Annotated in this window: 9 protein-coding genes; 3 read left to right on the forward strand and 6 right to left on the reverse strand. The window is 62.9% G+C overall.

The window, feature by feature from the left end; all coding sequences use genetic code 11:
* Positions 1-14 precede the first annotated feature (14 nt).
* Together DC363_RS15750 and DC363_RS15755 are read left to right on the forward strand one after the other, a co-directional pair.
* Positions 15-1,010 carry a TniB family NTP-binding protein gene (locus DC363_RS15750; RefSeq protein WP_108642119.1) on the forward strand — a complete coding sequence of 332 codons (996 nt, stop codon included), beginning with the start codon at positions 15-17 and terminating at the stop codon, positions 1,008-1,010.
* Positions 1,011-1,012: 2 nt separating this feature from the next.
* Positions 1,013-2,872, forward strand: a complete 1,860-nt coding sequence (locus DC363_RS15755) for a TniQ family protein (protein WP_108642120.1) — start codon at positions 1,013-1,015, stop codon at positions 2,870-2,872.
* A gap of 432 nt (positions 2,873-3,304) precedes the next feature.
* On the opposite strand, the gene DC363_RS15760 is transcribed toward DC363_RS15755, so the two are convergent.
* Positions 3,305-4,420 carry an S-(hydroxymethyl)glutathione dehydrogenase/class III alcohol dehydrogenase gene (locus DC363_RS15760; RefSeq protein WP_196778449.1) on the reverse strand — a complete coding sequence of 372 codons (1,116 nt, stop codon included), beginning with the start codon at positions 4,418-4,420 and terminating at the stop codon, positions 3,305-3,307.
* 143 nt (positions 4,421-4,563) lie between these two features.
* Here DC363_RS15760 and DC363_RS15765 point away from each other — a divergent pair, with 143 nt between their 5' ends.
* Positions 4,564-5,439, forward strand: coding sequence for a LysR substrate-binding domain-containing protein (locus tag DC363_RS15765; RefSeq protein WP_108642122.1), 876 nt, complete (start codon positions 4,564-4,566; stop codon positions 5,437-5,439).
* Here DC363_RS15765 and DC363_RS15770 read toward each other — a convergent pair.
* The 5 genes from DC363_RS15770 to DC363_RS15790 all read right to left on the reverse strand — a co-directional run bounded on the left by DC363_RS15770 (position 5,436) and on the right by DC363_RS15790 (position 12,291).
* Positions 5,436-6,503 carry a DUF1513 domain-containing protein gene (locus tag DC363_RS15770; protein WP_196778447.1) on the reverse strand — a complete coding sequence of 356 codons (1,068 nt, stop codon included), beginning with the start codon at positions 6,501-6,503 and terminating at the stop codon, positions 5,436-5,438. The two genes, DC363_RS15765 and DC363_RS15770, sit on opposite strands and share 4 nt — an antisense overlap.
* Before the next feature lies 1 nt (position 6,504).
* Positions 6,505-7,512 (reverse strand): imelysin family protein, encoded by a 1,008-nt coding sequence (locus tag DC363_RS15775; RefSeq protein WP_108642123.1) that lies wholly within the window; start codon positions 7,510-7,512, stop codon positions 6,505-6,507.
* Positions 7,509-9,014: a di-heme oxidoreductase family protein gene (locus DC363_RS15780; RefSeq protein ID WP_108642188.1), complete on the reverse strand. Its 1,506-nt coding sequence runs from the start codon at positions 9,012-9,014 to the stop codon at positions 7,509-7,511. The genes DC363_RS15775 and DC363_RS15780 overlap by 4 nt, the downstream gene beginning before the upstream one ends.
* Positions 9,015-9,140: 126 nt before the next feature.
* Positions 9,141-10,403, reverse strand: a complete 1,263-nt coding sequence (locus DC363_RS15785) for an imelysin family protein (protein ID WP_108642124.1) — start codon at positions 10,401-10,403, stop codon at positions 9,141-9,143.
* Positions 10,404-10,533: 130 nt separating this feature from the next.
* Complete coding sequence (locus DC363_RS15790; RefSeq protein WP_479685934.1) at positions 10,534-12,291, reverse strand: SulP family inorganic anion transporter; 1,758 nt, start codon at positions 12,289-12,291, stop codon at positions 10,534-10,536.
* Between the last annotated feature and the right edge of the window lie 33 nt (positions 12,292-12,324).

Genomic DNA, 12,324 nt, shown 5'->3' on the forward strand with positions numbered 1-12,324 from the left:
AGAGGAGAAGACCAATGACGAAGACTATTCAAGAAGTATTTGCGACAATGAAGTCCCTGCGCTCCCAGCATGTCGTGACAGAGCGTGACCGCAACTTCGAAGCCCAGCTCCTCCGCCAATTCGAAGTGGAGGACGGGCAAATGACTCACGAGCCCGTTCGGTATACGGGCGGTACGGAAACCAATGGCATCGCTTTCATCGAAGGATCTGGCGGCGGCAAGACGACGGCCATCATCGAGGTACTGCGGAATTTTGAGCCTCTGTCCCTCAATCCCGAGACGGGTGAGCCGCGGTACCTGCACGTGAAGGTGGAATCGCCCGCAACGCTGCGTAGCTTGGGTGTTGCAATCCTGGGCAAGCTTGGGGCCGACGGGGTTGCTGAGCGCACGAAGGTTTACGACGTCTGGAATTTGGTTCGGTTTCAGCTGGCCCGGCGAGGGATCACGCTGCTTTGGCTCGATGAGGCCCACGACCTCTTTCGATCCGCGACATCCGCCGAGACCGACAACATGTTCAAAATGTTGAAGGGGTTGATGCAAGGAGACCATCCAGTCGTTTTGGTCCTGAGCGGAACGGAGCGGCTGTCGGCCATCACCGGTCTGGATCCCCAGGTCAATCGCCGCTTTATCAAGATTCGACCCAAGCCCCTGGCGTTCGGTGTCGACAATAACCGTCTCAAGGCGCTCGTTCAGGGCTACGCAGAGAAGGCTGGTCTGGACGTGGCGCTGGACGATGATGTGATCAACCGTCTGATCTACGGAAGTCGCTATCGGTTCGGCCGCTTTGTGGTCAATGTCTTGGAAGCAATCGAATGTGCGTTGATGGACGATGTTGCCGTTTTGGAAGTGAAGCATTTCGAGGATGCCTGGGCGCAGCGGGAGGGCTGCGATGTGTCCGACAACGTGTTCACCGCTGTGGAATGGATGAGCATTGACCTCGAGGACGAGGGCGAAGAGGTGGAAATGCGTACCGCTGTTCAGCCAAGAGCCAAGCGAAAGAAGGGGGCCTGATCATGGCGCTTCTTCCCACTCTTCCTCTGATCCCAGGCGAAAGCCTGACATCATACGTAAATCGCGTGGCAAAGTTTCATTGCAATCTCAGCCTTACAAAGTTCTTGAGGTTCTTCGAAATTTCTCAACAGGAACTTTTGCGTCCGGAACCGGAGACACTGAGGCGGATCTCAGACTTGACAGGGCAACCCGCTGAAGACCTCGCGAACATGAGCTTCCTCCGCGCAGGGACCAGACTACTCACGATCATGGGTGAAACCGTCCACAGTGAGTTTACGGACCTTTCAACGAGACCACTGTGCCCGGAGTGTCTTCTCGAAGATCTCGGAGCGGACAGCACATCGGGCGGGATGCCGGTCGGCCGGCTCGAGTGGCAGATGCAGCCAGTCCGGGTTTGTGGAAAGCATGGCGTCGTCCTTCAGGCACGAAATGCGTCCACCTATGTAGATCGCTTCCGGCTTCTGCCAGAGCTTTCTGCGGAGCGAGCCATGCTGGACGAGATGATGAGCAAGGCACAGTTCCATAAACCATCACGCTTGCAGACATATGCCATCGACCGCTTGAACGGTTGCGTCGGTCCTGCGTGGTTGGATGAGCAGCGCCTGGATTATGCCGCCCGTGCCTGTGAGATGTTGGGCGTAATTCTGGTTGCAGGAACGCACATCGACTTGCGCGCAGTTACCGATGCACAGTGGAGCGCTGCGGGTGATCTGGGTTTCAGCTATGCGATGGATGGAGCAGAGGGTATTTACGCAGGTCTGCAGGTGGCATTCGACCAGTTTGTGTCGAAGAACGCGAAAGGGGGCCCCCAGAAGGCATTTGGCCGCTTCTATCAATGGCTTCAATTTAATAAGAACAAGAAACCGGCTGGGCCTATTCGCGATGTCGCGCGTGATTTCATTCTCGATCACTTTTCAATTGAGCCTGGTACAAACTTGATGGGAGATATCGTGAACGAACGGCGCGTCCATTCCGCCAGTTCACTCGCGCGGGAATCCGGAGATCATCCGAAGACGATCAACCGCGCTATCATTTTGGCAGGGCTTGCAGATGGTGACACAGAGAAAGTGACTGCGACCATGACGTTCGATGCCAAAGCAGCAGAAGAGCTTATGGACCGAATTCGAACCTCGATCAGCGTCCGCGGCCTTGAAGGTTACCTGAACTGCAACCGAGTTCAGGCGCAGCAACTTGTCCGAACCGGAATTTTACCAAGGCTATTGCCTGATGGTCCGAGGGTAGTCGGCTCCCTTAAGAACGTTTCCCGCGAAAGTGCGGACGAATTTCTGGAAGCTCTGATGGGGGAAGCCAAGGTGGTTTCCACCGCAAGCGAAGGCGCGCTGGATATTGTCGCAGCTGCAGAGAAGTCGCGGTGGCCGGCGATCGATATCGTTCGGGGAATTTTGTCCGGCTTATTCGAGACGGTTGAAGTGGTGAGCCCCAGTTTGAAGTTCAAAGGAATTCTGGTTGACCCCCGGGAGGTGCGGGCCACACTCGAGAGAAACCAGCTGCAAGGCTACATCGGGGTCAAGGAGGCGGTAGAGCTCTTGGGAATGCGCCAGCCAAATTTGAACACCCTGTTGCGTATCCGGAAGGCCGATGGCTCCCGGTATATTACTGAGCGTATTGTAACCAATGCAAAGGATGTGCCGGTAAGGCTCTTCCCCGTCGAGGAGATCGAGCAGTTCCTCAGGGACTATGTGTCCCTTAAGGAAATTGCTGATCGCGAGAAGTTATCTTCGAAGGTGATGAGGGCGAAGATCGACGGGTGGGGGGTGGCGCCCATTACTGAAGGTTTCGAGCTTGGCCGCATCTGGTACCGAAGGGTTGACTTGGAAACCGCTGATCTGGAAAACGCCTGAACCTCGATCTTTATATTTCCTGGATGAAAGCCGCCCTTGGGCGGCTTTTTCCTTTCATGAAGCTTGTAAAAAAATGGAAGAATTATGCAGCATCAAGTGGAAGGTTGACCCGCCGAATAGGTAGTGGGCTTCAACAAAATCAATTGGTTACAGGATTTAGTGGGCCTGAATTGCCTGATTTTTCAGCAAAACACCAGGCAATTCAGCGCCACTTTGACTGTAAAATCTTCCACTTTACGGGTCTATTTTTTCCATCAAGTCCTAGAAGCGCAGAGATTATAAAAGGGCGCCGTTCCGGTTGGAATGGCGCCCTTTAATTTGTCGACAAATGGCCCATCTCGCGGATGGCGCTATTTGGCTTTTTGCGGCAGCCCGCTCTGATCCGTTCGGGCCGCGATGGTCGTGCCAAGTTGCGGCACGACCGGGCAGAGCTTAGGTGTCGAAGTGGATGACCGAGCGGATGCTTTTGCCCTCGTGCATCAGATCGAACGCCTCGTTGATCTTTTCCAGCCCCATGGTGTGGGTGATGAAATCGTTCAGGGCGAACTCACCGTTCATGTAGCGCTCGACGTAGTCGGGCAGCTCTGAGCGTCCCTTGACGCCGCCGAACGCCGAGCCGCGCCAGACGCGGCCGGTGACCAGCTGGAACGGACGGGTGGAGATTTCCTGACCGGCCCCGGCGACGCCGATGACGACCGACTCGCCCCAGCCCTTGTGGCAGCATTCCAGCGCCGAACGCATGACATTAACGTTGCCGATGCACTCGAAGGAATAATCGACGCCGCCGTCGGTCATCTCGACGATCACGTCCTGAATCGGCTTGTCGTGGTCCTTGGGGTTGACGAAGTCGGTGGCCCCCAGCTTGCGGGCGAGGTCGAACTTGCTTTCGTTGATGTCGATCACGATGATCCGGCTGGCTTTCGCCATGGTCGCGCCGATCACGGCCGAGAGGCCAATGCCGCCCATGCCGAAGATCGCGACGGTAGAGCCTTCCTCGACCTTGGCGGTGTTCATCACAGCACCCATGCCGGTGGTGACGCCGCAGCCCAGCAGGCAGACTTCCTCAAGCGGTGCTTCGGGGTTCACCTTGGCGAGCGAGATTTCCGGCAGCACGGTGTATTCCGAGAAGGTAGAGCAGCCCATGTAATGCAGGATCGGCTGGCCGTCCTTGTAGAACCGGCTGGTGCCGTCGGGCATCAGGCCGCGGCCCTGGGTTTCGCGGATCTTTTGGCACAGGTTGGTCTTGCCGGAGAGGCAGAACTTACACTCGCCGCATTCGGGGGTGTAGAGCGGGATGACGTGGTCGCCCACCGCCACGCTGGTCACACCTTCGCCGACGGATTCGACGATGCCGCCGCCCTCGTGGCCCAGGATCACCGGGAAAAGCCCTTCGGGGTCCTCGCCCGACAGGGTGAAGGCATCGGTGTGGCAGACGCCCGAGGCGATGATCTTGATGCGCACTTCGCCCGCCTTGGGGGGCATGACCTCGATCTCTTCGATCGAGAGGGGTTCGTTCACGGCCCAGGCGACGGCCGCTTTGCAGGTGATGATGTCGGTCATGGAACTCACTTCGCTGAATGGAAGGCGTCGCGGGGACGCGGAATGAAGGGCCAAATACATCATTCCCAGCAGGGGATAATTACCCCATTATGCAAAACACTGTTGCGGCATAGTAAGAATGAGGGAGCAGGATGAACATTTGGGACGGCGTGTCAGAATTCGTCGCCGTGGCAGAAGCGGGGAGCTTCACCGGAGCGGCGGACACCTTGGGCATCTCAACGGCACAGGTCAGCCGGCAGGTCGGCGCGCTTGAGGGGCGGCTGGGTGCCAAACTGTTCTATCGCACCACGCGCAAGGTCACGATCACCGAAACCGGGCAGGTCTATTACAATCATTGCCGTCAGGTGCTCGATGGTCTGGCCGAGGCGGAACGGGCGATTTCGGACCTGCACCAGCACCCCCGGGGGCGGCTGAACATCACCGCGCCCGTGACCTTCGGCGAGACCCGTATCGCCCCGCTTATCAACGATTTCCTGCAACATTATCCCGAGCTTGAGATCCATCTGCATCTGAGCAACCAGCGGCTTGATCTGGTGGCGGAAAGCTTCGATCTGGCCATTCGGCTGGGCGATCTGGAGGACAGTTCCATGATGGCGCAACGGCTGGGCACGCGGCGGCACCAGACCTGCGCATCGCCGGACTACCTCGCCGCGCGGGGCATGCCGCACAGTCTGGTCGACCTCGAGGCGCACAATTGTCTGCAAGGCACGCTGGGCTATTGGCGGTTTGAAGAGGACGGGGGCACCCGCCATGTGCGCATCAAGGGCAATTTGCGGTGCAACAGTGGCGCGGCGCTGGTTGATGCGGCGCGCAAGGGGCTCGGCCTCATCCAGTTGCCCGATTACCACCTGAAGGACGCGCTGCGGGCCAAGGCTTTGCAGCCCGTGCTCGAGACTTTTCGCGCCCCTGACGACGGCATCTGGGCGATCTATCCGCAGAACCGGCATCTGTCCCCGAAGGTGCGGCTGCTGCTGGAGCATCTGCGCGCGGGGCTGCGGTTGTCCTAAAGCCCGATGAGGTGGTTGTCCCATCGCAAACGGGCAGGGGTGCTTACGCGCAGCGCGGTGCCGTGTAGCTGTGCAAGGGTGCCGATGCCCGAGGTGAGCGCAAAGCCGTCGCCCATGGCTGCCACGCCGCAGACGTCCGCGACCTCGTGGGCGCGCTGCAAGCGTCCGTCGTGGAACACCTGCACCAGCCCGCCACGCGGTGAGGTGACGGCGATGCTTTCGCCGTCCGCCGCGATGGCGATGCTGCCGATATAACCCTGCATGTCGCGAAGATTGTCGGGGTCGGACGCCATCAAGGCGACCTCTTGTCCAAAGCGATGGAGCCCCACAAGCGCCGGGGCCGGACCGTGGCCTTGCCACTGCATCCCGAAGGCGACCGTGCCATCGGGGGCGACTGCCAGATGACGGATGGAGTTCTTGTGCATGTCGCGGGGCAGGTCGATCTGCTCGATCACCGCGCCGTCGTCCAGATAGGACAGGTTCGGCCGCATGGTGGGGATGTTGAGCTTCGTGCGGCCCGTGTCCGGGTGGGTGTCGATGCCGCCGTTCGCCACCACAAGTGCGTCCGAGCCGGGGCACCGTTTGATGTCGTGGGGGCCGATGCCGCCGCTGTCCCATTCGCCCACGCGGGCATAGCCCCGGGCGGCATCCCAAAGGCCCACGACGCCGCGCCCGGCCTCAAAGTCGTTCTCGGTCGTGAACAGCAGCCGCCCGTCTTGCGAATAGGCACCATGGCCGTAGAAATGCCGCCCCCTCGGGGCCTGCAAAACCGTCTGTTCGGTGCCCGTCGCGCAGTCGATCACCACGGCGAAGGTGCCCGGCCGCCGGGCAAAGGCCACGGCCTCGGGGCGGGTGGGGTGCGCTGCGGCGGCGTGGCCGCGGTCGGGCAGGGGGATCTGGAAGGCGACCGCCAATGTCGCATCAATGCCGCACAACACGAACCGGCCATCGGGGCGCGCCGCGGCAGAGAGATAGGACGGAGAGCCCGCGTCGGCCCATGTGGGCGCAGGTGCAAGTCCGGTGGCCAGCAGGCCCGCAAGAAAACCGCGCCGTCCTGTCAGCATGTCAGTCCCCGTCCAGCGCGTTGAAGCCGGCCGCGACGCCCAAGGTGGGGCCAAGCTCTTGCTGCACGGTGTCGCGGATCGCGTTTACGTCCTGTTGCAGCACTTCGATCTTCAGCCGCGTTTGCGGATCGGCCACACCCGCAAAGGTCGGATCGGCCAGCGCGTCGAGCCGGGCAAGGGCGGTGTCGAACTGCTCGCCCAGCCTCTGCGCCAGCGCGTCATCCTCTGCCGCAAGGTAGAGCGCGAGGTCGCGCAGGGCCGCAAGGCTCAGCCGCACGTGTCGGGCGGACCGCTCGGACCGCCGCGCTTCGGCGCGCATGGGGCGCGGCTGGTCGAAACTGCCAAGGGGCCGCCCGAGCCGGCTGTCATGGGTGAGCTGCAACCCCTGCGAAAGGGCGCGCAGCAGCTCTTGCAGGGCCTCTTCGTCGGAGCGGTAGGGGGCATCGGGGCCCGGGGTGGTGATCACCTCGGCGTAATCGTCGCGCCAGTCCTGTTCGATGTCCGCCGAGAGCTGCGCGATGTCGGCGGTGATCGTCTGCACAAGGGTGCAGCGATACTCCGCATGATCGTCCCCGGTGAACCGGTCGTCGAAAAGCAACGCCTCCAGCGCGTAGAAGCCGCGTCCGGCGATGGAGACTTCGGCATAATCCTCTGGGTCCATGGCAACGGGATCTTCGGCGGCAATCAGACCGGAGAGCACGCGCGGCGTGGCACCGCGGCTGTCGGGCCAGAAGGCCAGCGCAAAGGCACGGTCGTCCACCTCGGTCGGGCCGAACCGCAGGTGGCTGGCGGAGATCCAGGCGTCGAAGGCGTCGTGATAGGCCGCGCGCAGGGGCGCGGATGCGGGCTGGCAGTCGTCCTGTGCGGCTTGCGCGAGGATGTCGGCCGTCTCGGTCAACGCCTCAAACCGGGGCAGGATATGTTCCTGCACGATCTGCCCGGTTGAGGGCGCCGAGAGGGCCGCAAGCGGCGTAAGGGCAAGGGCGGCGGCAAGGATGTGGCGTGTCATAGGCTCTCCAAAAACCTCAGAAGGGCGGCGCGGTCTTCCGAGGGCATGTCGATCACCGCGTCACGCTGGGCTTGTGCTTCGCCACCGTGCCACAGGATCGCCTCAAGAAGCGAGCGCGCACGCCCGTCGTGCAGGAAATAGCTGTGACCGCTGACCTGTTCGGTCAGCCCGATCCCCCAGAGCGGCGGCGTGCGCCATTCCTGCCCGGTGGCGCGGGCCTCGGGGCGGTTGTCGGCCAGCCCCGGCCCCATGTCGTGCAACAGCATGTCCGTGTAGGGCCAGATGAGCTGGAAGCTTTGTTCGGGCTGGTTTTCCAGCCGGTGGGTGACAAAGCTGGGCCGGTGGCAGGCGGTGCAGCCGGTGGTGTAGAACACCTCTTTGCCGCGCAAAACCTCGGGGTTGTCCACGTCGCGCCGCGCCGGAACGCCAAGGTTGCGGCTGTAGAAGGTCACAAGCGCCATGCCCTCGGCGTCGATCTCGGTCCCGCGGGCGTCGCCGTCGCCGTGGATCGCGGCCTGACAATCGGCCTGCAGGTCGGTGCATTCGCCGCTGGCGGCGGGGAACAGCGGGTTGGAAATGCCGATGTCACCGACAAAGGCGCTGGAGGATTGCTCCATGATCGTGGGGTTGCCCGCTTTCAGGCCGAACCGGCCCAGCATCGGGCGGTCGAATTCGTGGCTCCAGACGATGTTGGGCCGCCCCGAGATGCCGTCACCGTCCAGATCGTCAGGGTCCGCGCCCGCCAGAATGTCGGCGGCGGGGATCGCTTCCAGCAGGCCAAGACCGATCATCTGCGGGGCCACGCGTGGGGACAGCATCGCGCCCTCGGCCAGAGGGCCATAGCCAAGATTGTCGGCGCGATAGGTGGGCGCGCGCAGGGACACCTCGGTCCCATCGGCAAGGGTCACAGGCTGTTCTTCGTAGTCGATGCCGAGGGTATATTCCGCCGGATGCCCCTGCACGGCGACGTCCTGCAACTGGGTGCCATAGGTCGGGTCGGGCAGGGTGGCGATGTAGTCGGCAATCTGCGCGAGGTTCGCATCGTCGGGCACGCCGTCGGGGTCCATGACCGAAACGCGCAGAAACATCGACACCGCGTTGTCGGCGGCGGTCTCGGGCGGGTGGCCGCGCCCGTCCTTGATGTGGCACCGCTGGCAGGACCGCGCGTTGAACAGCGGCCCCAGCCCGTCCGACGCCAGTGTCGAGGACGGGGACGAGACCCAGAGCTTGCGGAACAGCCCGTTACCCAGCTTGAACTGCAGCTCATCTTCAAAGGTGATGTTCCCCGAAGGCAGCGAGAAGGCATTGGCATCGGCCCGCGCGCGCACGGTGGCGGCCCCGGCGGAGCGTTCCTCGAACGGTTGCGCCTGCGTGAAATCGGTGGTGGGGGTGGTGACGGCGGCGATGCGCGCAACCTCATCCGCGGTGCGGGGGATCACGTCAAGGTGCGGGTCGTCCAGCCCCGGATAAGCGGGGAGGTCGGCCCCCGCGACCGAGCCCATCACCAACGTGGCGACGATCAGGGTGACGGGGTTTGCCCATTTGCGGGGGCGAAGGCTGCGCATGGCGATACCGTTACTGTTTGCGATGGGGCGCCCCTGCTGCGGGGCAGGGGCGCCCCCCGTCTCTTATTGGAACACCGCGTCGGGCGCGTCGAGGCTGTCGGAGCCTTCGATTGCCGTGCCGTCGAGGTTAAGCGCGGCGATCACCCGTTCGATCGAGCGGGTCTGGTCGATCAGACCGTTCACGCCGCCCATGATCAGTGCTTCGCCCGCGTCGTTGCCGCGTTCCAGCATCTGGTCATAGGCAAAGCCCGCTTCCGCCGCGTGTTTGATCCGCGACAGGGCCATCACCGCATCCTTCAGCTTGCTTTGCATTTCCGCATCCAGCGCGGCATCGGTTTCGGCCACCAGATCCGAGAGCGACGGACCCGAGACAAGGCTGCCATCGGCGCGGATATATTCGCCCAGATAGACGTTCTGGATGCCCACGCCGTTGTAGTAATGGTCGTTGTGGGTGTTGTCGGCAAAGCAGGAATGCTCTTCCTCGGGGTCGTTGAGCATGACGCCAAGGCGCATCCGTTCGCCTGCCGTCTCTCCGTAGGACAGCGAGCCCATGCCGGTGAGGATCGCGGACAGGCCCGCGTCGGTGTCCGCCATGAGCTCGGCGCGGGCCTCGCCGCCCTCGGCCCAGGCCTGCGCCATGTCGTCAAGGTCGGAGATCAGCAAGTCCGTCGCCGCCGAAAGGTAGTCCGCGCGGCGGTCGCAGTTGCCGTTGGTGCAGTCGTCGCCGGTGGCGTAGTCGGTCCAGGGCCGGTCGCCCGCGCCTGGGGCGTGGCCGTTCAGGTCCTGCCCCCAGAGCAGAAATTCGATGGCGTGATAGCCGGTCGCGACGTTGGCTTCGATGCCGTCCGCTTCCTGCAAGGTCTCTTCCAGCAGGGTCGGGGTGATCGTCGTGGCGTCAATCTCTTCCCCTGAAAGGATGAAGGTCGGGTTGGCGATCACGTTCAGGGCGGCCAGGGCATTCTCGTCCGAGGGGCCCCCGTAGGAGGCGTCCACATAGTCGATCAGACCTTCGTCCAGGGGCCATGCGTTCACCTTGCCTTCCCAATCGTCGACGATGGCATTGCCGAAGCGGAACACTTCGGTTTGTTGATAGGGCACGCGCGCGGCCAACCATGCGGCGCGGGCGGCGTTCATCGTCTCGGCGGAGGGGTCGGCGATCAGCGCTTCGACCGCCGTTTGTAGCGTCTGCGCGGTGGTCAGGCTGTCTGCGTAGTTCGCGGCGGCGATGTCGGCGTAGGTGTCCAGCACCTCTTCGGGGGTGGCGGCGAAGGCGGGCGTGGCAAGGGCCAGCGCCACGGCGGTCAGCGCGATGGGTCTGATGGGCATTCTCGGGGTCCTCTTGATGGTGTCCGTCCGCGGGGTGGAACGGTTGCGCCGATAACTGAGTAAATCGCTAGGATATGTCAACCCGACAAATTTAGTCGGGTATGCAAGGCGCTGATCTCAAGAGGGTTTTTCAAGGTTGGTCGGGTCGCGAGAGGGCGGTTCCCTGCTCCGGTCGGGCCAATGCACAAACCGCGTCGTGTTGACTGAGGAAGATGTCACCGGTCAGCGCGTCAAGGAAATGGCTGCGCTTCAGGCGGTCCATGACCGGGCCCTTGACCTCGCTCAGGTGCAGGCGGATGCCCGCGTCCTGCAGGCGGGTGTTGATCGCCTCGAGCGATTCCAGCGCCGAGAGGTCGATTTCGTTCACCGCGGGGAACATCAGCACGACGTCCGTCAGGTCCGGTTTGTCCGCCGCAAAGGCAGAGAGCTGATCCTCAAGGAAACGGGCGTTGGGGAAATACAGGCTTTCATCCACCCGCAGCGACAGCACGTGCGGCTGGGTTTCCACCGCGTGCCTCCGCACGTTGCGGAAGTGCTCGGTGCCGGGGACGCGCCCGACCACCGCCATATGCGGGCGCGAGGTCTTGTAAAGATGCACAAGGATTGAGGTCACGACACCGGCGGTGACGCCGGCTTCCACGCCGAACAACAGCGTGAGGGCGATGGTCACAGACACGGCCGCAAAGTCCGCGCGGCTGAAGGCCCAGGCCCGTTTCAGCACGCTGAAGTCCACAAGGCTCAGCACGGCGACGATGATCGTCGCAGCCAGCGTGGCTTTCGGCAGGAAGAAGATCAGCGGCGTGAGGAACAGGGCCGCCAGTACAAGCCCCACGGCGGTGAAGGCCCCCGCCGCCGGGGTTTCGGCCCCTGCGTCGCTGTTGACGACCGAGCGCGAAAAGCCCCCAGTGACCGGAAAACCGCCGGTGAAAGCGGCGCCAAGGTTCGCCGCGCCCAGCCCGATCAGCTCTTGATCCGGGTCGATCCGCTGCCGCTTCTTGGCCGCAAGGGTCTGCGCCACCGAAATGCTTTCGACAAAACCGATGATCGAGATCAGCAGCGCGGGCACCAGAAGGTCCGACACCAGCGCGGGCGAGAAAGACGGCAGCGTCAGCGGCGGCAGGCCCTGTGGCACGTCGCCCACGATGGCCACGCCGCGTGCGCCCAGATCAAAGGCCCAGACCGCAAGGGTGGTCGCGACAATGGCAAGGATCGGGCCGGTCTTGGCGCCGATGTCCGCCAGCGTCGGGCCAAGGCTCAGACGCCGTAGCGCGGGTTTGAGGCCCCGGCGCACCCAGAACAGGAACCCCGTGGCCAGAACGCCGATCACAAGGGTGATCGGGTTGGTGTCGCCCAGATTGGCAAAAAGGGTCGAGAGCAGCTCAAGAAGCGTGTGGCCCTGCGCGTCGATCCCGAGGATGTGGCGCAGCTGGCTGGCCGCGATGAGGATGCCCGAAGCGGTGATGAAACCGGCGATGACAGGGTGTGACAGGAAGTTCGCCAGAAACCCCAGCCGGAACACCCCGAGCGCCAGCAGCATGACACCGGACAGGAACGCCAGTGTCAGCGCCGCGACGACATAGCCCGCGGTGCCGCTGTCGGCCACATTGCCCACGGCTGCGGCGGTCATCAGAGAGACGACGGCCACCGGCCCCACGGCCAACGCGCGGCTGGTGCCGAAGATCGCATAGAGCACGATGGGCGCAATCGAGGCGTAGATCCCCGCTTCGGGTGGCATCCCCGCCAGCAGCGCGTAGGCCAGCGATTGCGGGATCAGCATCACCGTCACGATCACGGCGGCCACCATGTCGCCGGTGAACGTCGCACGGTCATACCGGCGGCCCCAGTCGAGAATCGGCAAGTAGCGTGACAGCGAAGAACGGGTCATCATCGGGGTCCAGATGCTGGAAGAAAAAGGGGGCTG

It is taken from the genome of Thalassorhabdomicrobium marinisediminis, from assembly GCF_003072065.1.
In the GTDB taxonomy this organism is placed as follows: domain Bacteria; phylum Pseudomonadota; class Alphaproteobacteria; order Rhodobacterales; family Rhodobacteraceae; genus Octadecabacter; species Octadecabacter marinisediminis.